Source organism: Streptomyces sp. NPDC053542 (assembly GCF_044544685.1).
In the GTDB taxonomy this organism is placed as follows: Bacteria; Actinomycetota; Actinomycetes; order Streptomycetales; family Streptomycetaceae; genus Streptomyces.
The window spans coordinates 206,506-229,476 of the sequence record NZ_JBITXL010000005.1; the positions used below are offsets into that span (position 1 = coordinate 206,506).

Annotated in this window: 22 protein-coding genes and 2 tRNA genes; 12 read left to right on the plus strand and 12 right to left on the minus strand. The window is 70.5% G+C overall.

The features are described 5' to 3' along the window. Positions 1–18: 18 nt before the first annotated feature. Positions 19–453 (plus strand): MarR family winged helix-turn-helix transcriptional regulator, encoded by a 435-nt coding sequence (locus ACIGXO_RS15855; protein ID WP_399786114.1) that lies wholly within the window; start codon positions 19–21, stop codon positions 451–453. Between the two features lies 1 nt (position 454). Here the strand turns inward: ACIGXO_RS15855 and ACIGXO_RS15860 are convergent, their stop codons facing one another. After that, entirely contained in the window at positions 455–817 is a 363-nt protein-coding gene (locus tag ACIGXO_RS15860; RefSeq protein ID WP_031050084.1) for a helix-turn-helix domain-containing protein, read from the minus strand. 94 nt (positions 818–911) lie between these two features. Between ACIGXO_RS15860 and ACIGXO_RS15865 the strand changes: the two genes are divergently transcribed. Further along, positions 912–1,562 carry an FMN-dependent NADH-azoreductase gene (locus ACIGXO_RS15865; protein ID WP_399786119.1) on the plus strand — a complete coding sequence of 217 codons (651 nt, stop codon included), beginning with the start codon at positions 912–914 and terminating at the stop codon, positions 1,560–1,562. Positions 1,563–1,805: 243 nt separating this feature from the next. Here ACIGXO_RS15865 and ACIGXO_RS15870 read toward each other — a convergent pair. Further along, positions 1,806–1,889 (minus strand) — tRNA-Leu (locus tag ACIGXO_RS15870). A 509-nt stretch (positions 1,890–2,398) separates the two neighbouring features. On the opposite strand from ACIGXO_RS15870, the gene ACIGXO_RS15875 reads away from it, so the two are divergent. The 6 genes from ACIGXO_RS15875 (at position 2,399) to pknB (ending at position 10,426) form a co-directional block, all read left to right on the plus strand. Beyond that, the gene (locus ACIGXO_RS15875) at positions 2,399–3,211 is read left to right on the plus strand and encodes an FhaA domain-containing protein (RefSeq protein ID WP_399786122.1); all 813 of its coding nucleotides are present in this window, start codon (positions 2,399–2,401) and stop codon (positions 3,209–3,211) included. Between the two features lie 10 nt (positions 3,212–3,221). Then, entirely contained in the window at positions 3,222–3,755 is a 534-nt protein-coding gene (locus tag ACIGXO_RS15880) for an FHA domain-containing protein (RefSeq protein ID WP_399786125.1), read from the plus strand. 129 nt (positions 3,756–3,884) lie between these two features. After that, positions 3,885–5,417, plus strand: a complete 1,533-nt coding sequence (locus tag ACIGXO_RS15885; protein WP_399786127.1) for a PP2C family protein-serine/threonine phosphatase — start codon at positions 3,885–3,887, stop codon at positions 5,415–5,417. Positions 5,418–5,440: 23 nt separating this feature from the next. Next, entirely contained in the window at positions 5,441–6,838 is a 1,398-nt protein-coding gene (locus tag ACIGXO_RS15890) for an FtsW/RodA/SpoVE family cell cycle protein (RefSeq protein WP_030259357.1), read from the plus strand. Further along, positions 6,835–8,301 (plus strand): peptidoglycan D,D-transpeptidase FtsI family protein, encoded by a 1,467-nt coding sequence (locus tag ACIGXO_RS15895; RefSeq protein ID WP_399786131.1) that lies wholly within the window; start codon positions 6,835–6,837, stop codon positions 8,299–8,301. Before ACIGXO_RS15890 ends, ACIGXO_RS15895 begins: the two co-directional genes overlap by 4 nt. A 145-nt stretch (positions 8,302–8,446) precedes the next feature. Next, entirely contained in the window at positions 8,447–10,426 is a 1,980-nt protein-coding gene (gene pknB / locus ACIGXO_RS15900; protein ID WP_399786134.1) for a Stk1 family PASTA domain-containing Ser/Thr kinase, read from the plus strand. 71 nt (positions 10,427–10,497) lie between these two features. On the opposite strand, the gene ACIGXO_RS15905 is transcribed toward pknB, so the two are convergent. The 6 genes from ACIGXO_RS15905 to ACIGXO_RS15930 all read right to left on the minus strand — a co-directional run bounded on the left by ACIGXO_RS15905 (position 10,498) and on the right by ACIGXO_RS15930 (position 15,197). Continuing rightward, the gene (locus ACIGXO_RS15905) at positions 10,498–11,280 is read right to left on the minus strand and encodes a class E sortase (RefSeq protein ID WP_399786136.1); all 783 of its coding nucleotides are present in this window, start codon (positions 11,278–11,280) and stop codon (positions 10,498–10,500) included. 23 nt (positions 11,281–11,303) lie between these two features. Then, the gene (locus ACIGXO_RS15910) at positions 11,304–12,788 is read right to left on the minus strand and encodes a class E sortase (RefSeq protein WP_399786139.1); all 1,485 of its coding nucleotides are present in this window, start codon (positions 12,786–12,788) and stop codon (positions 11,304–11,306) included. Continuing rightward, positions 12,785–13,423: an aminodeoxychorismate/anthranilate synthase component II gene (locus tag ACIGXO_RS15915; RefSeq protein ID WP_399786142.1), complete on the minus strand. Its 639-nt coding sequence runs from the start codon at positions 13,421–13,423 to the stop codon at positions 12,785–12,787. Before ACIGXO_RS15915 ends, ACIGXO_RS15910 begins: the two co-directional genes overlap by 4 nt. Beyond that, positions 13,420–13,614: a hypothetical protein gene (locus tag ACIGXO_RS15920; protein ID WP_399786145.1), complete on the minus strand. Its 195-nt coding sequence runs from the start codon at positions 13,612–13,614 to the stop codon at positions 13,420–13,422. The genes ACIGXO_RS15915 and ACIGXO_RS15920 overlap by 4 nt, the downstream gene beginning before the upstream one ends. Positions 13,615–13,685: 71 nt before the next feature. Further along, a complete protein-coding gene (locus ACIGXO_RS15925; RefSeq protein WP_399786148.1) occupies positions 13,686–14,384 on the minus strand; it encodes a class E sortase in 699 nt (232 codons plus the stop codon). 42 nt (positions 14,385–14,426) lie between these two features. Then, positions 14,427–15,197, minus strand: a complete 771-nt coding sequence (locus ACIGXO_RS15930) for a DUF881 domain-containing protein (RefSeq protein ID WP_399786151.1) — start codon at positions 15,195–15,197, stop codon at positions 14,427–14,429. 143 nt (positions 15,198–15,340) lie between these two features. On the opposite strand from ACIGXO_RS15930, the gene crgA reads away from it, so the two are divergent. Then, positions 15,341–15,598: a cell division protein CrgA gene (gene crgA, locus ACIGXO_RS15935; protein ID WP_031050045.1), complete on the plus strand. Its 258-nt coding sequence runs from the start codon at positions 15,341–15,343 to the stop codon at positions 15,596–15,598. Between the two features lie 413 nt (positions 15,599–16,011). Here crgA and ACIGXO_RS15940 read toward each other — a convergent pair whose 3' ends face one another. Next, positions 16,012–16,941 carry a rhomboid family intramembrane serine protease gene (locus tag ACIGXO_RS15940; RefSeq protein ID WP_399786155.1) on the minus strand — a complete coding sequence of 310 codons (930 nt, stop codon included), beginning with the start codon at positions 16,939–16,941 and terminating at the stop codon, positions 16,012–16,014. Between the two features lie 209 nt (positions 16,942–17,150). Next, on the minus strand, positions 17,151–17,678 hold the full coding sequence (locus ACIGXO_RS15945) for a peptidylprolyl isomerase (RefSeq protein ID WP_399786159.1): 528 nt from the start codon (positions 17,676–17,678) through the stop codon (positions 17,151–17,153). 521 nt (positions 17,679–18,199) lie between these two features. Here ACIGXO_RS15945 and ACIGXO_RS15950 point away from each other — a divergent pair. Beyond that, positions 18,200–18,919: a DUF5324 family protein gene (locus ACIGXO_RS15950; protein WP_399786162.1), complete on the plus strand. Its 720-nt coding sequence runs from the start codon at positions 18,200–18,202 to the stop codon at positions 18,917–18,919. A 68-nt stretch (positions 18,920–18,987) separates the two neighbouring features. Here ACIGXO_RS15950 and ACIGXO_RS15955 read toward each other — a convergent pair. Then, positions 18,988–19,060 (minus strand) — tRNA-Ala (locus ACIGXO_RS15955). 117 nt (positions 19,061–19,177) lie between these two features. Between ACIGXO_RS15955 and ACIGXO_RS15960 the strand changes: the two genes are divergently transcribed. After that, positions 19,178–19,723 (plus strand): helix-turn-helix domain-containing protein, encoded by a 546-nt coding sequence (locus tag ACIGXO_RS15960; RefSeq protein ID WP_399786165.1) that lies wholly within the window; start codon positions 19,178–19,180, stop codon positions 19,721–19,723. A gap of 71 nt (positions 19,724–19,794) precedes the next feature. After that, the gene (locus ACIGXO_RS15965) at positions 19,795–21,249 is read left to right on the plus strand and encodes a protein kinase (protein WP_399786168.1); all 1,455 of its coding nucleotides are present in this window, start codon (positions 19,795–19,797) and stop codon (positions 21,247–21,249) included. A gap of 61 nt (positions 21,250–21,310) precedes the next feature. Here the strand turns inward: ACIGXO_RS15965 and ACIGXO_RS15970 are convergent, their stop codons facing one another. Beyond that, positions 21,311–22,738, minus strand: a complete 1,428-nt coding sequence (locus tag ACIGXO_RS15970; protein WP_399786171.1) for a hypothetical protein — start codon at positions 22,736–22,738, stop codon at positions 21,311–21,313. Positions 22,739–22,971: the final 233 nt, after the last annotated feature.

The following is a 22,971-nucleotide window of genomic DNA, read 5'->3' on the forward strand; positions in this document are numbered from 1 at the left end:
GGAAGAAAGGCAGTGCCCGTGGCTCAGCGAGACGACTCCGTCGGCATCATCCAGCAGGAGCTGACCGCTTTCGCGCGTCGCGCCCGCGCCACCGCGGCCCGGATGCACCCCGAGCTCTCGCTCGTCTCGTACACCCTCCTCGCCCACCTGGAGGACCAGAAGGGCTGCCGCGCCACCGATCTCGCCGCACATTATCTGCTGGACAAGTCCACGGTCAGCCGGCAGATCTCCGCACTGGAACGGCTGGGATTCGTCGAGCGCCGCGTCGACCCGGACGACCACCGCGTCCAGGTACTGCACCCCACCGAGCTCGGCGCGCAGGTGCTCGCCAGCGCCGGCGCGCAGCGCCGCCAGGCGTTCACCGCCCGGCTCGCCGACTGGGACGACGCGGACCTGGAGCGCTTCGCCTCGTACCTGCTGCGCTACAACGAGGCCCAGCAGCGCCTCGGCTGACTCAGTCCCGGAACCGCTCCGGACACTGCCCCCCGTCCGCCAGATACGTCTCCGCCCAGCGCGCGAGCTCCTTGAGCGCCGGCTCCAGAGCGAGGCCGGCCCGGGAGAGCCGGTACGCCACCCGCAGCGGCGGGCCCGCGTCGACCTCGCGGACCACCAGGCCCGCCGAGCCCAGCTCCCCGAGCCGGTCGGAGAGCATCCGCTCACTGATGCCGGGGATCGCCCGCCGCAGGTCGGCGAAGTGCACCGGGCCCGCCATCAGGGTGGCCACGATCAGCCCTGTCCAGCGCTTCCCGAGCAGCCCGAAGACGCGCGTCATGCCGCTGTCGACCTGCTTGCATGCCTCTCCGCCGTGATCCGCCATGGGACCAGGGTACTGCTTTCCGGTAGGGGGCTATAAAAAAGTAAGTGACTGTGGTATCCATAGGTGCATACGGTTTTCCACTAAGGAGCTCACCATGGCCACGCTGCTGCTCATCGACTCGTCCGTCTCGCCCGAGGGCGTCTCCGCCTCCCGTGCCGTGACCGCCGCCTTCCGCAAGACCTGGGAGGAGCAGCACCCCGGCGGCACGGTCATTTACCGCGACCTGGCGGCCGAGCCGCTGCCGCACCTCGACGGCGTCGCCGCCTCGGCCGGCTTCAGCGACCCCGCCACGCACACCCCGGAGCAGCAGGCCGCCTTCGCGGTCCGCACGAAGCTCGCCGAGGAGATCGAGCAGGCGGACGCGATCGTGATCGCCGCGCCGATGTACAACTTCACGATCCCCTCGACCCTGAAGGCGTGGCTGGACCAGGCGATCATCATGGGCCGCACCGCGGGCGAGAACGCGTCCGCCAAGGGCACCCCGGCCGTCGTCGTCGCCAGCCGCGGCGGTTCGTACGAGCCGGGCACCCCGCGCGAGGACTTCGAGTACGTGCGGAACTACCTGGAGTCCGTGCTCACCGGCGCGTTCGGCTTCGAGGTGGACTTCATCGTGCCGGAGCTGACGATGGCGCCGGCGAACCCGGCGATGGCCGAGCTGATCCCGCTCTTCGAGGCGTCCCGCGAGAAGGCTCAGCAGGAGGCGGTCACCAAGGCGAAGGAGCTGGCGGAGCGCGTCGCCGCCTGAGCCGGACGGAAGCCGGGACCGAGCCTTACGGCGGGGGGGGGGGGGGGGGGGGGGGCCCCCCCCCCCCCCCCGGGCGCCCCGGGGGGGGGGCCCCCCCCCCCGGCGGGGCGCCCGGGCCGGGGGCCGGGGGGGGGTGCCGGCGGGGGGGGGGGGGGCCCCCCCCCCCCCCCCCCCCCCCCCCGCCGCGGTTTCGGACAACGAAAAACCCCCGGTCCGGATCTCTCCGGGACCGGGGGTCCGCTGTGCGCGAGGGGGGAGTTGAACCCCCACGCCCTTTCGGGCACTGGAACCTGAATCCAGCGCGTCTGCCTATTCCGCCACCCGCGCATGGGTGTTGTCGTTCGATTCTCTCACCTGCGATCCGGGCCGTTCGGTCCGGGTCTTCGGCGGGAGCGCCTTTCGACATGGAAAACATTAGCACGCTGTCGGGGGTGCCTTCGAACCCGTTCTCCGCAGGCCACCGCGCCGCAGGTCATGGACCCGTCAGCCGTGCCGTCCGCCGTGCCGTCCGCCGGGCCGTCACCCGCCCGGCCCCGTGGCGGACATCCAATCCTCCCCGCCGCGTCAGTACGGCGCCCGCGGGGAAGGTCCATCCGTGCACCGCCCGCGTCCTCAACGGCCCCGCCCGCCCGGGGAGCTCGGCAGTTGCGGGACACTGTCGTGCGGCCGCATCTACGATCGCAGTCAGCATCGGACGGCGAGCGTGGGCAACCTTGTGAGAGGCGACACTCGTCCTCTAGGCGGGAAAGGGGAACCAGCTGTTTTCCCGACGCGTGGATACGATCAGTAAGCAGTACAGGGACGACCCTGAAGAAGACTGAGGAAGGAGGTGCCCCGTGGGAGTACTGAAACGCTTCGAGCAGCGTCTCGAGGGCCTCGTCAACGGCACCTTCGCCAAGGTGTTCAAGTCCGAGGTGCAGCCCGTGGAGATCGCGGGCGCGCTCCAGCGTGAGTGCGACAACAACGCCACGATCTGGAACCGCGACCGGACCGTCGTCCCGAACGACTTCATCGTGGAACTGAGCGCTCCGGACTACGAGCGCCTGAGCCCCTACAGCGGACAGCTCGGCGACGAGCTGTCCAGCATGGTGCGGGACTACGCCAAGCAGCAGCGCTACACGTTCATGGGTGCCATCAAGGTCCACCTGGAGAAGGCCGAGGACCTGGACACCGGCCTGTACCGCGTGCGCAGCCGTACCCTCGCCGCCAGCACGTCGCAGCAGGGAGGCGCCGCACCCCAGGGTGCGGGCGCGGCCCGGGCCGGCCGGCCCGGCGGCGGACACGTGGGCCCGCCCCCCATGCCCTCGTCCCCGCCGCCCGGTGCACCGCCGGCCGCGCGCCCCTCTGCGGGCCCGCAGCCGCAGGCCCAGACCCGGCGCTGGATCGAGATCAACGGCACCCGCCACCAGATCTCGCGTCCGACGCTGGTCCTCGGCCGCAGCACCGACGCCGATGTGCGCATCGACGACCCGGGGGTCTCGCGCCGACACTGCGAGATCCGGGCCGGATCGCCTTCCTCGATCCAGGATCTCGGGTCGACGAACGGCATCGTGGTGGACGGGCAGCACACCACCCGCGCTACGCTCCGCGACGGCTCGCGGATCGTCGTGGGCAGCACCACCATCGTTTACCGGCAAGCCGAAGGGTGAAGCGGGGGCAATGTCAGAGCTGACCCTCACGGTCATGCGGTTGGGTTTCCTCGCCGTACTGTGGCTGTTCGTCATCGTGGCCGTACAGGTCATCCGCAGCGATCTGTTCGGCACGCGCGTCACGCAGCGCGGCGCCGCCCGTCGCGGGGGCCAGGAGCAGCGAGGCGCACAGCGGCAGACGGCGGCACCGCCGCAGGCGCAGCGTCGCCAGGAGAGCGGCCGCGGCGGCAACAGCCGTCAGCGCCGCGGCGCTCCCACCAAGCTGGTGGTCTCCGAAGGGACCCTGACGGGCACGACGGTCGCCCTGCAGGGCCAGACCATCAGCCTCGGCCGGGCACACGACTCCACGATCGTGCTGGACGACGACTACGCCTCCAGCCGGCATGCCAGGATCTACCCGGACCGTGACGGCCAGTGGATCGTCGAGGACCTCGGGTCGACGAACGGCACGTACCTCGAGCGGACCCGGCTGACGGCCCCGACGCCGATCCCGCTGGGAGCCCCGATCCGCATCGGCAAGACCGTCATCGAGCTGCGGAAGTAGTACGACAATGAGCGAGCGGAGCGAGCGAGCCGCGGCGGTCCTCTCGGCCGGCCCGTGCGCGCTCCCGACCGGAGGGTGGGCAGTGTGGCGCGAGACCGGCTGTACCCCGAGCCGACGGGCGAGGTGCGCATGAGTCTGTCACTGCGTTTCGCCGCGGGATCCCACAAGGGCATGATCCGGGAAGGCAACGAGGACTCCGGATACGCCGGCCCCCGCCTGCTCGCCATCGCCGACGGCATGGGCGGCCAGGCCGCCGGCGAGGTCGCCTCCTCCGAGGTCATCTCCACACTCGTCCAGCTCGACGACGACGTGCCCGGCTCGGACATCCTCACCTCGCTCGGCACGGCCGTGCAGCGCGCGAACGACCAGTTGCGCGTCATGGTCGAGGAGGACCCGCAGCTGGAGGGCATGGGCACGACCCTGACCGCCCTGCTGTGGACCGGTCAGCGGCTCGGCCTCGTGCACGTCGGCGACTCGCGCGCGTACCTGCTGCGCGACGGCGTGCTGACGCAGATCACGCAGGACCACACGTGGGTCCAGCGGCTGGTCGACGAGGGCCGGATCACCGAGGAAGAGGCCACCACGCACCCGCAGCGGTCGCTGCTGATGCGCGCGCTGGGCAGCGGTGACCACGTCGAGCCCGACCTCTCCATCAGAGAGGTGCGGGCCGGGGACCGGTACCTGATCTGCTCGGACGGGCTGTCGGGGGTGGTGAGCCACCAGACGATGGAGGACACCCTCGCCAGTTACCAGGGCCCGCACGAGACCGTGCAGGAGCTGATCCAGCTCGCGCTGCGCGGCGGCGGCCCGGACAACATCACCTGCATCGTGGCCGACGTACTGAACGTCGACGACACGGACACCCTCGCCGGGCAGCTGAACGACACCCCGGTGATCGTGGGCGCGGTCGCGGAGAACCAGCACCAGTACGACGACGGTGCCCTGCACACCCCGGCGGGCCGCGCGGCCGAGCTGGGGCGCGGCGGGCGGGGCGACGTACCCCCGCAGCCGGCCGGCGGCTTCGGCCCGCCCGGGAGCGGCGCCGCGGAGACGGTGCCGCCGCAGGGCGCGTACGGCGCGTTCGTGGACGAGGACTACGCGCAGCCGCGGCGGCGCGGCCGGTGGCTCAAGCCGACGCTGATCGTCGCGCTGTGCCTGGCCGTCGTCGGCGGCGGACTGTACGCGGGCTACCGCTGGACGCAGTCGCAGTACTTCGTGGGTGCCAGGGACGGGCACGTGGCCCTGTACCAGGGCATCAGCCAGGACCTGGCGTGGTTCTCCATGAACAAGATCGACCAGGACCACCCCGAGATCGAACTCAAGTACCTGCCCGCCTACCAGCGCAAGCAGGTCGAGGACACGATCGCGGTCGACAGCCACAACCAGGCACTGGCCAAGGTCGGCGAGCTCGGCAAGCAGGCCGGCGCCTGCAAGTCCCTGCAGCAGCGGGAGGCCGCGGAGCGCGAGGCGGCCCGCAAGAAGAGCGAGAACCGGGCCGGCGGCACCGCCGGTACGAAGCCGAGTGCCACCGCCACCCCGGGCTCCACGGCCGGGCCGGGCAGCGCGACGGAGAGCGCGAGCCCCACTCCCACGCCGTCCACCAGCAACTCCCCCTCAGTGGAGCAGCAGCGGCTGGAGAAGAATTGCAGCACCCAGCAGTGAGGGCGTAGGGGGCCGTTGATCTCATGAGCAGTACCAGCAACACCACCACCATCGGGACGATCGGAGCCCCGAGCCGCCGGAACACCGAACTGGCGCTGCTCGTCTTCGCCGTGATCATCCCGGTGTTCGCCTACATCAACGTCGGGCTCGCCAAGGAGGACACGGTCCCCGCCGGCGTGCTCGGCTACGCCCTGGGCCTCGGCCTGCTGGCGGGTGTCGCGCACCTGGTCGTGCGGAAGTGGGCCCCGTACGCGGACCCGCTGATGCTCCCGGTCTCCACGCTGCTCAACGGGCTGGGCCTGGTGTTCATCTGGCGCCTGGACCAGGAGCCGCAGATCACCACGCCGCAGCTGGGCGGGGCGATGGCGCCGGGACAGCTGATGTGGTCCACGCTCGGCGTCGCGCTCTTCCTGGGCGTACTGATCTTCCTCAAGGACCACCGTGTCCTGCAGCGCTACACCTACATCTCGATGGTGGTGGCGCTGGTCCTGCTGATCCTGCCGGTGTTCTTCCCGGCCCGCTTCGGTGCCCGCATCTGGATCACGATCCCGGGCGTCGGTTCGCTGCAGCCGGGCGAGTTCGCCAAGATCATCATCGCGATCTTCTTCGCCGGGTACCTGATGGTGAAGCGGGACGCACTGGCGCTGGCCAGCCGCCGCTTCATGGGCCTGTACCTGCCGCGCGGCCGTGACCTCGGCCCGATCCTGGTCATCTGGGCGCTGAGCCTGATGATCCTGGTCTTCGAGACCGACCTCGGTACCTCGCTGCTGTTCTTCGGCCTCTTCGTGATCATGCTGTACGTCGCGACGGAGCGGACCAGCTGGATCGTCTTCGGTCTGCTGCTCAGCGGCGCCGGCGCGGTCGCCGTGGCCACCTTCGAGTCCCACGTGCAGACCCGTGTGCACAACTGGCTGAACCCCCTGGAGCTGCTGAACGGGGGTGTCACCGAGACGGCCCAGGCGATGTACTCCTTCGGCTCCGGCGGCATCCTCGGGTCCGGTCTCGGGCAGGGCTACTCCCGCCTCATCGGCGGTATCGCGCCGAAGAGCGACTACATCCTCGCCACTGTCGGCGAGGAGCTGGGCCTGGCCGGCGTCATGGCGATCCTGCTGCTCTACGGCCTGCTGATCGAGCGCGGCATCCGTACGGCGCTGGCCGCCCGCGACCCGTTCGGCAAGCTGCTGGCCGTCGGCCTGTCCGGCGCGTTCGCACTGCAGGTCTTCGTCGTCGCCGGCGGTGTCACGGGGCTGATCCCGCTGACCGGTATGACCATGCCGTTCCTGGCGCAGGGCGGTTCGTCCGTCATCGCCAACTGGGCGCTGGTCGCGATCCTGCTCCGGATCAGCGACACCGCGCGCCGCCCGGCCCCGGCCCCCGCTCCCTCCACCGACGCCGAGATGACCCAGGTGGTCCGACCGTGAACAAGCCCCTGCGCCGGGTCGCGATCTTCTGCGGCCTGCTCGTCCTCGCCCTGCTCATCCGCGTCAACTGGGTGCAGTTCGTCCAGGCCGACGAACTCAAGAACGATTCCCACAACCGCCGGGTGGCCATCGAGCGGTACAGCATCCCGCGCGGCAACATCATCGTCGGCGACAAGCCCGTGACCGGCTCGACCACCACGGACAGCGGCGACTTCAAGTACAAGCGGACCTACAAGGACGGCCCCATGTGGGCGCCGGTCACCGGGTACGCCTCGCAGGCGTTCGACGCTAACCAGCTGGAGAAGCTGTACGACCCGGTCCTCACCGGCACCGACGACAAGCTGTTCTTCAGCCGCACGGTGGACATGTTCACCGGTGAGAAGCAGCAGGGCGGTGACGTCGTCACGACCCTGGACCCGAAGGCGCAGAAGGCCGCGTACGACGGCCTGAAGGGCAAGAAGGGCGCGGTCGCGGCCATCAACCCCGAGACCGGCGCGATCCTCGCGCTGTCCTCGGCGCCGTCCTACGACCCGTCCAGCTTCGCCGGCATGAGCGACGACGACGCCAAGGCGTACAACGGGCTGCTGAAGAAGAGCGACCCCGACGAGCCGATGCTGAACCGGGCGCTGCGCCAGACCTACCCGCCCGGCTCGACCTTCAAGGTCGTCACCGCCGCCGCGGCGCTGGAGAACGGCCTGTACACGGACATCGACGCGAAGACGAACTCGCCGCTGCCCTACTACCTGCCGGACACCGCGCACCAGCCGCTGAACAACGAGGGCAACCTCCCCTGCGAGAACGCCTCGCTGCGCGAGGCGCTGCGGGTGTCCTGCAACAGCGTCTTCGGCAAGATCAGCGCCGACCTGGGCAACAAGAAGATGATCGAGGAAGCCAACCAGTTCGGCTTCAACAAGGAGCACTTCACCCCGGTCCGCGCGGACGCCAGCGTCTACCCCAAGGACAACCGGCCGCAGAACGCCATGGCCGGCATCGGGCAGGCGTCCAACCGCGCCACGCCGCTGCAGATGGCCATGGTCGCCTCGGCCGTCGCCAACGGCGGCACGCTGATGAAGCCGTACATGGTCGACAAGCTGGTCGCGCCGAACCTCAACGTCATCCAGCAGACGCAGCCGGAGAAGCTCAGCGAGCCGCTGAAGCCGGAAAACGCGCAGAAGCTGCAGGACATGATGGAGACGGTCGTCAAGTCCGGTACCGGCACCACCGCGCAGATCCCGGGCGTCACGGTCGGCGGCAAGACCGGTACGGCGCAGCACGGTGAGGACAACAAGGACAACCCGTACGCCTGGTTCATCTCCTACGCCAAGACCGACAAGGGCACCCCGGTGGCCGTCGCCGTGGTCATCGAGGGGTCCGACACCCTGCGTGGCGACATCGCGGGCGGCAAGCTCGCCGCTCCCGTCGCCAAGGCCGTCATGGAGGCGGTAATCGACGGCAACAAGTGACCTCGGTCACGACCGTACCGGTCGGATATCAGGTGGCGGCCGTGGCCGGGCCACGTCAGGCGTGCCGGGTACGGTATGCCCGAACAGCACACCGCCGGACCACACACAGGTGCGGTCGGGATCAACGGAGAGGGCTGGAGTAGCTATGGAAGAGCCGCGTCGCCTCGGCGGCCGGTACGAGCTGGGCTCGGTGCTCGGCCGCGGCGGCATGGCCGAGGTCTACCTCGCCCATGACACCCGCCTGGGTCGCACCGTCGCTGTGAAGACGCTGCGCGTGGACCTCGCCCGCGATCCGTCGTTCCAGGCCCGGTTCCGCCGGGAGGCCCAGTCGGCCGCCTCGCTGAACCACCCGTCCATCGTCGCGGTCTACGACACCGGCGAGGACTACGTCGACGGCGTCTCGATCCCGTACATCGTGATGGAGTACGTCGACGGCTCCACGCTGCGCGAGCTGCTGCACTCCGGCCGCAAGCTGCTGCCCGAGCGGTCCCTGGAGATGACCATCGGTGTGCTCCAGGCGCTGGAGTACTCGCACCGGGCCGGCATCGTCCACCGCGACATCAAGCCCGCGAACGTCATGCTCACCCGCACCGGCCAGGTCAAGGTCATGGACTTCGGCATCGCCCGCGCGATGGGCGACGCCGGCATGACGATGACGCAGACCGCCGCGGTGATCGGTACCGCGCAGTACCTCTCCCCGGAGCAGGCCAAGGGCGAGACCGTCGACGCCCGCTCCGACCTGTACTCCACGGGCTGCCTGCTGTACGAGCTCCTCACCGTGCGGCCCCCCTTCATCGGCGACTCGCCGGTCGCGGTCGCCTACCAGCACGTACGCGAAGAGCCGCAGCCGCCGAGCAACTTCGACTCCGAGATCACGCCCGAGATGGACGCCATCGTCCTCAAGGCACTGGTCAAGGACCCCGACTACCGCTACCAGTCGGCGGACGAGATGCGCGCCGACATCGAGGCGGCCCTCGACGGGCAGCCGGTCGCGGCCACCGCGGCGCTCGGCGCCGTCGGCTACGACCAGGACCAGCCCACCGCGCCGCTGCGGCCGCAGGACCCGGCGGGCGCCACGTCCATGCTGCCGCCGGTCAACCCCGATGACGGCGGTTACGGCTACGACGACCGTCCGGACCGGCGCCGCGGCCAGAAGAAGAACCGCACCTCCACGATCCTGCTGATCGTGGCGGCGGTCCTGGTGCTGATCGGCGCGATCTTCATCGGCAAGGCGATGTTCAGCGGCGGCAAGGCCGGCGGCGACCTCGAGGTGCCCAGCCTGGTCGGCAAGACCCTCTCCGAGGCCAAGGAAGCCGGCCGCAACGGCGACTTCGAGGTGGTCAGGGGCGGCAGCACGACCTGCGAGAACGTTGAGAAGGGCCAGGTCACCAAGCAGAATCCGAAGCCCTCGGCGACCATCGGCAAGGGCGACACGGTCACGGTCACGATGTGCACCGGGCCGGCCAAGGTCACCGTGCCGGACGTGCTCGGCTACACCTTCGACAAGGCCAAGTCGATCCTGGAGAACAAGGGCTTCACGGACATCCAGCAGACGACGCAGGAGTCCGACCAGACGCCCGGCCACGTCATCAAGCAGGACCCCGTGGGGCAGGGCGAGGCCGCCAAGGACGCGACGATCACCCTGACCGTCGCGACCGAGAAGCCGAAGACCAGCGTGCCCGACGTCACGAACAAGCCCTTCGACGCGGCGCAGAAGCAGCTCACCGACCTGGGCTTCAAGGTGGCCCGCACGGACCAGGAGGCCGACCAGCCGGCCGACACCGTGCTGTCGCAGGACCCGGCGGGCGGCAGTGAGGCCGAGAACGGCTCCACGATCACCCTGACCGTCGCCAAGGCGGCCGAGAAGGTCCAGGTCCCCGACCTGTCCAACCAGAAGCTCAAGGACGCCAAGAAGACCCTGACCGACATGGGTCTCGCGGTCGGCAACATCACCGGTCCGCAGGACGACAAGGCGACCGTCGTGGTGTCCGACCCGGTGGCCGGCACCGAGGTCGCCAAGAACACGCCCGTCAACCTCACCACGATGCCCGGTAACGACGGGGGCGACGGCGGGGACGACGGCGGCTTCTTCGGCGGCGCCGGCGGCTGGGGCCGCAGGAACTGAGCCGGCGGCGGTCGGCACACGACGAGGGCCCGGGGCATTGCGCCCCGGGCCCTCTCGCGTACGGCTGCGGGCTAGCGCAGTTCCTTCGGCGGGGTGCGGTCGGCGTCCACCTTCTCGGTGCGGACCAGCTCGCCCCACACGATGTAGCGGTAGGTGGAGGTGTAGACGGGCGTGCAGGTCGTGAGGGTGATGTAGCGGCCCGGCTTGCGCTTGCCGGACGCCTTGGGCGTCTTCTCCAGCACGCCGACGTCGTACTTGGAGGTCTGCGGCAGGGTCGCGAAGACCTTGTAGACGTACCAGGTGTCCTGCGACTCGTAGACGACCGCGTCGCCCTTCTTCAGCTTGTCGATGTTGTGGAACTTGGCGCCGTGCCCGTCCCGGTGCGCGGCGAGCGTGAAGTTGCCCTTCTTGTCCTGCGGCAGCGCGGACTTCACGGGGTCGGTGTAGTAGCCGGCCACCCCGTCGTTGAGGACCTTGCTGCTGGTGCCCTTCTTGACCAGCACCTCGCCGTTCTTCATCGCGGGGACGTGCAGGAAGCCGATGCCGTCCTTGGTGTCCAGCTCCTTCTGCTCCGGGCTCTTGGACTCCGCCCAGTGCTGCCGCACCCGGTCACCCTGGTGGTGTGCCGCACGGTCGGCCAGGACGTTGGTCCACCACAGCGAATAGGCGACGAAGAGGCCCATGACCACGCCCGCCGTGATCAGCAGCTCGCCGATGACGCTGACGACCGCGGCGATCCGGCGCCGGGCCTTCCGCGGCGGGGGCGGGGGCGGCGTGCCGGCCCCCTCGGACGCGTCAGTGTTCTCTGCGCTCTCTGCGCGGCAGGCGTCCGCGTCCTGTCCGGTGGCAGTCACCGCGTGGTACCCCCTGATGGTGCTCAGCTGACGAGCGCATCCGGCTTGCCCTTGCTCCGCGGCCGCTCCTCGACCATCTTGCCCCACACGATCATCCGGTAGGTACTGGTGAACTCCGGGGTGCACGTGGTCAGCGTGAGGTACCGGCCGGGCTTGGTGAAGCCGGAGCCCGGCGGGATCGGGCCGATCACCCCGATGTTGGAGGGCGAGGTCTGCGGGAGGATGCTCTCCATCTCGTACGTGTAGAAGCGGCTGCGCGTCTCGACGACAATCTTGTCGCCCTTCACCAGCCGGTTGATGTAGCGGAACGGTTCGCCGTGGGTGTTGCGGTGGCCCGCGACCGCGAAGTTCCCCGTCTTGTCCCAGGGCATCGCCGTCTTCAGCTTGCCCTCGGCGTAGTGGCCGACCATGCCGTGGTCCAGGACGCCGGTCTTGCTGATGCCCTCGGCGATGGGGACCTTCACGTCGAGCTTCGGGATGTACATGATCGCGAAGCCCTGGCCGGGCGAGAACGCGCCCGCCGCGCGCTTGTCCGCGCCGTCCTTGTCCCACTCCTGCTGGAGGTTGCTGGCCGCGCCGCCCGCCTGGTTGTGCGCCAGGACGTTGGTCCACCACAGCTGGTAGGCCACGAACAGCAGCATCAGCACGCCGAGCGTGATGAACGCCTCGCCCGTGACCCGGCTGACGACGACGCCAACGCTCTCTTTGCGGGCGCGGGCGGCGCGTCGGGCGGCGACTCGCGAGGTCGGCGGGGTTTCGGGGGTGGTCTCCGCGGTCTCCGTGGCCTTCGCGGCCGTAGCCGGGCGGCGGGCACGTTTGCCGCCCCGTTTGCCGCCCTGTTTGGCGGCCGCCTGCGCCGCTCTGCGCCGCGCGGCGCGGCCGCCGGGGGCCGGGGGCGCGGTTTCACGTGAAACAGCGTCCTCGGGCCGTTTCACGGCCTTCGCGTCCGCCTGCCGCAGCGCCATCGTCTCGTCGTCCTGCTGCGGCGCCACGGGCTCGTCGGCGGCGGGCGGGGACGGCACGGCCGGCGCGATGAGCGTCTCGGCCGACGCGAGCGCCGCCTCGCTGTACGCGCCCGGGTCCTCCTGGGCGTACGCGTACGTCCCGGCCTGTTCATAGGCCGGGACCTGCGGATAGGTCGCGGTCGGCTCGTAGGCCGCGGTCGACTCGTAGACCGATGCCTGCGGGTAAGTCGCGGTCGGCTCGTAGGCCGCGGTGGATTCGTAAGCCGCGGTCGGCTCGTAGGCCGCAGTGGATTCGTAGGCCGCGGTCGATTCGTAGGCCGGTGCCTGAAGGTAGGCCGCGGCCGGTGCGTACCCGGCAGCCGGATCCTCGTACTGCGGCGGGTCGTAGTACTGCTGCTGCTCCTGCGGGTTCCGGCCGGGCAGTGGGTCCGTCAGGGGATCGCCCAGCTCCCCGACGGCCGCCTCGAACGCGGCGGAGCCGTCGTACGGATCATGAGGACCGTACGACGACGTGCCTTCGCGCTCGGGGCGGAGTGCGGTCACGCGCCGGCCTTGCCGACCACGGGGGCAAGCCCCGTCGAACGCTCCACCGCTCCCTCGTCACCGCACTCGACCAGCCAGTTGGCGAGCATTCCGTGGCCCCACTCCGTCAGCACCGACTCCGGGTGGAACTGCACGCCCTCCACCCGCAGTTCGCGGTGGCGCAGCCCCATCACCAGCCCGGTCTCCGTCCAGGCGGTGACCTCCAGCTCATCCGGCAGCGTGTCCCGCTCGACCGACAGGGAGTGGTACCGGGTGGCCGTGAACGGCGTGGGCAGCCCCTGGAAGACGCCCTTGTGCTCGTGCGTCACCAGCGACGTCTTGCCGTGCAGCAGCTCGGGGGCGCGGCCCACGACACCGCCGTACGCCACCGCCATCGACTGCATGCCCAGGCAGACGCCGAAGACCGGCACATCCGTGTCGGCGCAGTGCCGCACCATGTCGATGCAGACACCGGCCTGCTCGGGCGCGCCCGGGCCCGGCGAGAGCAGGACGCCGTCGAAGCCGTCCTGGGCGTGCCCCGGCTCCACCTCGTCGTTCCGCCGCACCTCGCACTCGGCACCGAGCTGGTAGAGGTACTGGACGAGGTTGAAGACGAAGCTGTCGTAGTTGTCGACGACGAGGATTCTCGCGCTCATCGGACGGCTCCCCTCTGCTGTGCGGCACCCATGCCCTGGTCGACCGTGACGTCGTTGAAGGGGAGCAGCGGCTCCGCCCACGGAAAGACGTACTGGAAGAGCAGGAAGACGATCGCCAGCGCGAGCACGAGCGAGATCAGTGCCTTCACCCATGTGTTGCCCGGCAGATGCCGCCAGATCCAGCCGTACATGCCGTCCCTACTTGCCGATGCCAGTTGTCATTTGCCCCACCAGAGTAAGGGGAGAGCCCCGGCCGTGTGGCTCAGCTGCGCAATGCCGCCGGACGTCCCTCGGCCACGGGTGAGGTGGCGTCCAGATGCGCCCAGGCGATCAGCCGGTGGCTGTGCCCCCACTCCGGCTCGCAGGTCGTCAGGGTGAGGTAGCGGCCGGGGCCGTCGTAGCCGGATTTGCCCGGTACCGGGTCGATCACCCCGATGTCGCCGGGCAGGGTCCGGTAGGGGCGCTTGTCGATGCGGTACGTGAACCAGGTCGTGCCGTCACTGATCACCACCGCGTCGCCGGGCCGCAGCCGCGGGAAGTCCTTGAAGGGGTCGCCATAGGTGCGGCGGTGGCCCGCGACGGCGAAGTTTCCGGTCGCGCCGAGGCGTGCGGTACCGGCGTAGTGGCCGAGCCCCTTCTGCAGGGTGCCGGTGGCGGTGCCCTCCAGCACGGGCTTGGCCCAGTCGCGGCCGAAGCGCGGGATGTACATGACGGCGAAGGACTTGCCGTCCCGGTACGCGGGCGCCGCCGGTTCCCGCGGCTTGTCGTCGTCGGGAGCGGGCGAGGCGGTCGCGACCGGCCCCGTGGACCAGCGTTCCGCCAGCTCGCCCAGCTCGCCGTCCATGGCGCTGTCGGCCCGTACCCCGGTCCAGTACAGGACGTAGACGACGAAGAGCACGATCAGTGTGCCGACGGTCAGGCAGAGCTCGCTGAACGTCCTGACGATCAGTCGTACCGTCATCCGGCCCCCCGCCCTCCGCGCTTGTGCGCGCTCCCGAGCGCGCTACGGCTTCACAGGCTGTGCGTAATGGAGATCCACTGTGCCGGAGTAGCCGGGCAGAGTCATCGCCCCGTGCGGCTCGACTTTCCAGCCGAGGCCGTAGGCGTCGACGTACTGGAGGTAGTTCTGGATGGCGGGTGAGGCGTTCAGGGCGTCGGTCAGCGCCTGGCGGTCGCCCACGGCGGTGACGGTGTAGGGCGGGGAGTAGACCCGGCCCTGGAGGATCAGCGTGTTGCCGACGCAGCGCACCGCGCTGGTGGAGATCAGCCGCTGGTCCATGACCTTGATGCCCTTGGCGCCGCCCTGCCACAGGGCGTTGACCACGGCCTGGAGGTCCTGCTGGTGGATGACCAGGTCATTGGGCTGCGGCTCGGGCACGCCGGGGATCTGGGCGGTGGCGTTGGGCGGGGCGTCGGTGAGGGTGACGGTCAGGGCCTGGCCGCTCACCTTCTTCGTCCCCGCGTTCTCCTCGAGCGCCTCGACCCGGGCCTTGTCGGCGTCGCTGCTGCCGCTGTCCTTGCCGGCGAGGCGGTCGACGTCCGAGCGCAGCGAGGCGTTCCGCTCGTCCTGGATCTTGTTCTTCTGGCTGTGGTCCTGGATGAGGTCCGACAGCCGCAGCATCGAGTCGTCCGAGCGCAGGTTCGTGCCGCGCGCGGTGTCGAAACTGATCCAGAACAGCAGACCGGCCAGCGCGAAGACGACAAGCGTCAACAGGCGTACGGGGCGCAGCCGCAAACGGGAGCGGCGGCCGGGGGAGTCAGCGGAATTGCTCAACGTACCCTTACTCCTTACGACGCCGCGGAAGCACTACGCTAACGGACGCCCCGGGGGGAGCACCCGATCCCCGACGCCCCCCGCCCGGCGCCAGCCTTTGTACATCCGCGCGGTTACGCAGCGCATCGACAGGAGAGTTCCTCGTGCCGAAGTCACGGATCCGCAAGAAGGACGACTTCACGCCGCCGCCGTCGGCGAAGCAGACCTCGATCAAGCTGAACTCGGGGCGGGGCTGGGTGGCGCCGCTGATGCTGGCGATGTTCCTGATCGGGCTGGCGTGGATCGTGTGCTTCTACGTGACCGAAGGTGACCTGCCCATCAAGTCGATGGGAAACTGGAACATCGTGGCCGGCTTCGGCTTCATCGCGGTGGGCTTCGGCGTCTCCACCCAGTGGAAGTAGCGCCCTGAACACAGGGGAAGCGGCACCCTGGGACACAGGGGAAGCGGCACCCCGAGCGCAAGCTGTACCCAAGGCCATCCACACGGTTATCCACAGCCGGGGAAAACTTCAGAAGATCTGTGGATAACCCCTGTGGGGTTGACGCCGGTCACACCGGCGGCGGCTACCGCCGGTGGTCCGCACTACCCCGCTGTACTGGGGAAACGTCCCTGCAGCGGTCCCCCTTGCCGGGATTCTGCACGGTGCGCACAGGGGCCGACACGAGCTGTGGACAAGTGAACGGACGATCACTCCGGACGCGTGTCCGGAGAGTCGGCCGGGAGCTGTGTGACTCCTGTGGGTGCCGAGCGGGCTCCCCATGGTTCCGAGTGGACTCTCCATAGGTGCCGAGCGAGCTTCCCGGCCGGTATTCGTCAGCCGGTGAGCTGGGCGGTGCGGATCCACAGCACCGCGACGATCACCAGGAGTGCCAGCACGCAGGCCGTGACCTGTATCGCGGTCCTGCGGCCGCGCGGCGCGTGCACCATGGCGTACGTCACCGCGGCGCCGACCACCAGGCCGCCCACGTGTGCCTGCCAGGCGATGTTCGGCCACAGGAACGTGAAGGCCAGGTTCAGGCCGAGCAGGATCAGTACCGGCTTCATGTCGTAGTTCAGCCGGCGCAGCAGCACCGCCGTGGCGCCCAGCAGCCCGAAGATCGCACCGGAAGCGCCCAGCGACGGCTGGTTCGGCGCGGCGAGCAGGTACGACAGGGCGCCGCCGCCCAGCCCGGCGAGGAAGTACAGCGCCAGGAACCTGACTCGGCCGAGCGCGGCCTCCAGCGGCGGCCCCAGCCACCACAGCGAGAGCATGTTGAAGGCGATGTGCATGACCTGCTGGTGCAGGAACATCGCGGTGATCAGGCGGTACCACTCGCCGTGCGCGACGCCGACCAGCCCCAGCGAGCCGGGGTCGAAGGCCAGGCCCACCATGTCCAGCGTGTTGACCAGCCGGTCCCCGACGGCCATGACGGCCAGGAACACCGCGACGTTGACGCCGATGAGGATCTTGGTGAGCAGCCGCGGATCGGCGGTGAGCGCACCGCCGGCGACCGTACGGGGGCGGCTCGCCCCCGGTGCCTGACCGGTCCCGCTGCCGCCGCGTACGCACTCCGGGCAGTGGAATCCGACCGAGGCGCTGACCATGCACTCCGGGCAGATGGGCCGCTCGCAACGGGTGCAGCTGATGCCGGTGGGCCGGTCGGGGTGGCGGTAGCAGACCGGCGAACCGTTTCCGCCCTCCGACGGATCGTTTCCGCCGTGCGCGTCCCGCGGTCCCTGTGGATTGCCTGGCGCCTGCTCCATCGCTTCCCCTCGTCCTCCATGGCGCACGGCCCTGACAAGCTGCGCGCCCCGCCTGGTCTACGACCGGGCGGGGCGTCATGGTTCCACGCCGCCCGTGGCAGGCCGCGGGCAGGGGTGACCGGACGGTGCCGGCGCATCCGTACGGAGAAGCCCTCCATACGGGAGTCCGTACGGCGGTCCGTACGGGGAAGCCGGCCGTACGGCGCGGATCAGCGGGTCTCGATGACGACCTGCTCGATGACCACGTCGTTCACCGGACGGTCGGTGCGCGGGTTGGTCGGGGTGGTCGCGATGGCGTCCACGACCTTCTTGCTCGCCTCGTTGGTGACCTCACCGAAGATGGTGTGCTTGCCGGTCAGCCACGCGGTCGGGGCCACGGTGATGAAGAACTGCGAGCCGTTGGTGCCCGGGCCGGCGTTGGCCATGGCCAGCAGGTACGGCCGGTCGAAGGAGAGGTCCGGGTGGAACTCGTCGGCGAACTCGTAGCCCGGGCCACCGGTGCCGTTGCCCAGCGGGTCGCCGCCCTGGAGCATGAAGCCGCTGATCACCCGGTGGAAGACGGTGCCGTCGTACAGCTTGTCCGTGGACTTCTGTCCGGTCGCCGGGTTGGTCCACTCTCGCTCGCCCTTGGCGAGTTCGACGAAGTTCTTGACCGTCTTCGGGGCGTGGTTCGGCAGGAGCCGAAGTTCGATGTCGCCCTGGTTGGTCTTCAGGGTGGCGTAGAGCTGCTCAGCCACGATCTACCTTCCATAAGTCTGCACTGACGGTTCCCGATCCTCGCACGAACGGGCGCGGCCGTCCCCCGCCACCACCTCATGCCCGTCGTTCGCACGGATTTCCTCCTCTGTGGGGTTTTCACCGCCGACCAGCGGGGACCCGTACATTCCGGTCCTGCCGGCGTCCGTACGTCCGTACCGCGCGGACGGACGTCAACCGCGCACCGGACCGACCACAACCGCACACAGACCCCATCCAGACCGCGGACAGACCCCGGACAGCCCGCGGAAAGCCCGCTGACAGGGGGCGAGAAACCGCCGAATTCCGATACCTCGGCCGGAAGCCGCCGAAGCGGCGCGCGCCGCGCCGAACCGTGGCATTGTCGTCACAAGGCGCCCGAAGTCCGCATTGACCCGGATGCCCGCCTGCACATGCCGTACGTCCGCCGCGCAGGCATGATCTGCAAGCGGGCGGAGAGGCGAACTGCAGACGTGGGCAAGCGCCCCCGAGCCCGGACACGCCACCCGATGAGGAGGATCCCGTGACCCGCAAGGACAGCGTGCGCGCCGCCACCGGAACGGCCAAGGACAGCGTGCGGCACGCCGCGGAGGTGGTGGCTCCGTATGCCGGCACGGCCAAGGACACCGCCGTGCACCTCACCCACGAGGCGCGCGCGAAACTGGCCCCCAAGGTGACCGAGGCCGCCCATCAGGCACGTCAGCAGTACGACGCCCGGCTGCAGCCACGCCTGGAGCACGCGCGCGGCGCACTGCCCCCGAAGGTGGACGCCGCCGCCACGAAGGCCGCGGCACGCACCCGTAAGGCCGCCCGGCAGGCCACCGACTACACCGCGCCGCGTGTGGAGAAGGCCGTACGCAGCGCCCGTGCCGCTGCTGAGCCCGCCCGCGAGGAAGCCATGATGCGCGGTGCCGCGGCCGTGGCGGCGCTGCGCGGACAGGTCACCGCCGCCGAGATCGAGAAGCTCGCCAAGAAGCACCGCCGCCGGGCCCGGACCGGCAAGGCCGTCAAGCGGCTCACCCTCCTCGGCATCCTCGCCGGCGGCGCCTTCGCCGCGTGGAAGTGGTGGGACAAGCAGGCCAACCCGGACTGGCTGGTCGAGCCGCCCGCCGCCACCGAGGTCGGCGAGCGCGCCCCGCTCAGCGCCGTGGACGGCAGCCCCGGCGCGGTCCTGGACCCCGAAGTACAGGCCAAGCAGGCCGAGTCCGAGGCCGACGAACGCGACGGCGGCGGCCGCGCGTAGGCCACGCCCGGACCGCGAAAAAAGCTCACCCGACCTGCGTTTCCGCAGGTCGGGTGAGCTTTTGGGAGTGGAGCCTAGGGGAGTCGAACCCCTGACATCTGCCATGCAAAGACAGCGCTCTACCAACTGAGCTAAGGCCCCGTCGCGCACCAGAGTACCCGGTACCCGCTCGCTTTCCCGACCGGGTATCGCTCAGGGCGGTCGCTCTCCGTAGGATGCTTCGCGAGATTCGCGGCAGCGAAGCGAAGGGGAGACGCCATGGACGCAGCACAGCAGGAAGCCACCGCGCGCGCTCGGGAGCTGCAGCGCAGTTGGTACGGAGAGCCGCTGGGGGCGCTCTTCCGTCGCCTCATCGACGATCTCGGGCTCAATCAGGCCCGCCTCGCCGCTGTGCTGGGACTCTCGGCGCCCATGTTGTCGCAGCTCATGAGCGGCCAGCGGGCCAAGATCGGGAACCCGGCCGTGGTCCAGCGCGTACAGGCCCTCCAGGAGCTGTCCAGCCAGGTCGCCGACGGCAGCGTGTCCGCGGCCGAGGCCACCGACCGGATGGACGAGATCAAGAAGACGGCGGGCGGTTCGGTGCTGAACAACACGACGCAGACCGCCACCACGGGGGCCACCACCGTGCGCCGCGTCGTGCGCGAGATCCAGTCGCTGCTGCGGTCCGTCGCGGCGGCCGGCGACATCATCGACGCCGCGGATTCCCTCTCCACCACCCACCCGGAGCTGGCGGAGTTCCTGCGGGTCTACGGGGCGGGCCGGACCGCCGACGCGGTGGCCCATTACGAATCCCACCAGAACTAGTCCGAAAACAGTTACGAAGCGCACCGGAATCAGCCAGTTAGGCAGCTTGTCGAGGGAGCGGACGCGGCGCCATGGGTGAGGTCTTCGCCGGCAGGTACGAGCTGATCGATCCGATCGGGCGGGGCGGGGTGGGCGCCGTGTGGCGCGCCTGGGACCAGCGGCGCCGGCGTTACGTCGCGGCGAAGGTGCTCCAGCAGAGCGACGCGCACACGTTGCTGCGCTTCGTACGGGAACAGGCGCTGCGCATCGATCACCCGCACGTGCTCGCGCCCGCCAGCTGGGCCGCCAACGACGACAAGGTCCTGTTCACCATGGACCTGGTCAACGGCGGTTCGCTGGCGCACCTGGTGGGCGACTACGGCCCGCTGCCGCCGCGCTACGTGTGCCTGCTGCTGGACCAGGTGCTCTCGGGGCTGGCCGCGGTGCACGCCGAGGGCGTGGTCCACCGGGACATCAAGCCCGCGAACATCCTGTTGGAGGCCACCGGCACCGGGCGGCCGCACGTGCGCGTCTCCGACTTCGGCATTTCGATGCGCAAGGGCGAGCCGCGGCTCACCGAGGCCGATTACGTGGTCGGGACGCCCGGTTACTTCGCGCCCGAGCAACTGCTGGGCGCCGAGCCGGACTTCCCCGCCGACCTCTTCGCGGTCGGCCTGCTCGCCCTGTACCTGCTGACCGGCAACAAGCCGGACTCCCAGGCGCTGGTGGACCACTTCACGCAGCACGGTGTACCGGGCGCGCCCGAAGGCGTACCGGAGCCCCTGTGGCAGGTACTGGCCGGTCTGCTGCAGCCGGACCCGGACGCCCGCTTCAAGACGGCGAACGGGGCCCGCAAGGCGGTCCTCTCGGCCGTCGAGCTGCTGCCCGAGGAGACGGTCGAGGACGAGCTCGTCGAGGTCTTCGACCACATCGGGCCGCTGCCCTCGGGGTACGGGCCCGAGGGGCCGGTCGGGGGCGGTACGCAGAGCGGCGGTACACAGGGCGGCAGCGCGCAGGGCAGCGGTGCGCAGGGTGGCGGCCCGAGTGGTGGCCCGGTGAGCGGCCCCCGGGTGCCGGGGACCGGCAGCTTCCCGTTCGCACCGCCCGTCCCGCAGGAGCCCCCCGGCCCCACACCCGCGCCGACGCCCCTCCCGGCGCCCGGTGCGCAGCCGTACGCGCCACCGGCGCAGCCGTACGAGCAGCCTGCGCAGTCGTACGAGCAGCCTGCGCACTCGTACGAACAGCCGGTACGGACGTACGAGCCGACCTCCGCGGCGCACCAGGACCTGCCGCAGACGCGCCCGTACACCGTCGGGCAGCCACGCGCCCCCCATCGGGCCCCGGCCCCCGCGGCCCCCGGTGCGCAGCCGCCCGCCGCACCCGGTGCGCAGCCGCCCGCCGCACCCGGTGCGCAGCCGCCCGCCGCACCCGGTGCGCAGCACGCGAAGCCGGCCCGCCCCGGGCCGTCCCCGAAGATCGCCGTGCCGGTCCTGGTCGTCGCGCTGCTGTGCATCGCGATGGGGATCTGGGCGCTCAGCGCCAGCTGAGGCGCCGGGCCCGCGACAGAGCCGCGGGAGCCGCCACAGAGCCGCAGGAGCCCCTGGACGGTCAGCCCCGCGGCGGTCGGCTCCCGAACCCCTGTCCGGTGTCCTGGGCGCCGTTCTGAGCGCCGTACGGCTGCTGTCCGGGCACCTGGTGGCCCTGGCCGCCCGGCGCGCCCGCAGCGGGCCCCGTGGGCGCCACGGTGATCGCCGCCTTGCGCCGCGCCCGCGCCGTCCACACCCCGAGTCCGGCCAGCAGCGCCGCACCGACGCCGATGCCCGCGTACCCGAACGTCCGCAGATGGCCGCTGCGCTCCTCCTCGGACGCCGCCCGGCCCGTCTCCGCCAGGTCCCGGTCCCCGGAGGTGACGGAGAAGTCGGCGGCCGGCTCCGCGTACTGGGGGCCGGGCTTCGCCTCGCCCTTGAGGCCCACCCGGAGCGTGAGGTCCGCGCCCTTCTTGAAGAACTGCGCGGCGTCCGGGTTGAGCGACACCTCCAGGTAGTACCAGCCCGCGAAGCGCATCGGGCTGACGGCCTCGTCGTCACTGAAGCGGTTGCCGTAGTCCACCGGCGCGGTGAACAGCCGCACCGCCGTCTGCTTGCCCTCGTACGCCTTGAAGCTCTCGTCGCTCACCAGGCCGCGCGCCGGGTTGTACGCGGTCAGCCCGAGCGCCTCCGGGACGAACGAGGAGATCCCCGTGCCCGGCTTCCGTGCGGTGCTGGACAGTTCGGCGCTCACGTTCAGCTGCTGTCCCCAGTCCACCGGCACCCGGTAGAAGCGGGTCTCGCCGGGCCGGATGCGGTCCCGCCACTGCCCCTCGCCCACGGAGGCGGCGTCGTTGAAGCCGGTGCCGCCCTTGACGGACTTCCGCGCGCCCTCCGTGGGCGGCGGAGGCGTGGCACTGCTCCAACTGCCCTTACCGGGCTCGGCGGGCGCTGCCCCCGTAAGGCCCGGCTCGGTCACGTAGTGCAGCTCGACCGGCCAGCTGTCGGGACTCGAGGTGGCCTCCCCGGGACGTTCGACCACCACGTAGTACGGGCCCGCCTGCTGACACTCCGACAGGTCGCTGCCGATGCGGCGGGCGGCGTAATCGGCGATCGGGTAGGCGGTCTTGCCGCCGTGGAACCGCACGTCGCCGTCCGGGCCGCAGGTCGTGCCGTTGCTGTCCTGCACGGAGACGGTCAGCCCGTCGGTGTAGTCCTCCACCTTCGTGTCCGGCGCCGGCGCGGCCACCGCCGAGACGTAGGCGGTCGAACTGTCGTCCAGATCCAGGGCGTAGAGCTTCTTCTCACCGCGCTTCAGGGAGTCGGTGTACGTACCGGGGACGATCTCCGGCGCGGACCCCGTACTCGCCTTTCCCGTCACGGGTTTGGCGTCCGGCGCGGGCGCATACGTGGGCGGCGCGTCCGCCGTGGCCACCCCCGGCAGCACCGCCAGCACGCCGAGCGCCACCGGGCCGGCCAGTCCCCTCCTGATCGTGCGCCGCGTCACCACGTACTACCCCTCATCATCCCGAGCCCCCGCCCATCCTGCCCCGCCGGCCGCGTCGCTGTCCGCCGCCCCGGTACACACCCACTGGATTTGCTAGCGCAACTTAGTGGTGTGCTAGCGCAAACTCAAGGCGCTGGGCATCACGGTCCCGCAACGGCCACCGGGAAACGCCGCCGAACAGACGAAACCCCGGCCGCCGCGAGTGCGGCAACCGGGGTTTCGTACGTACGTGCTGG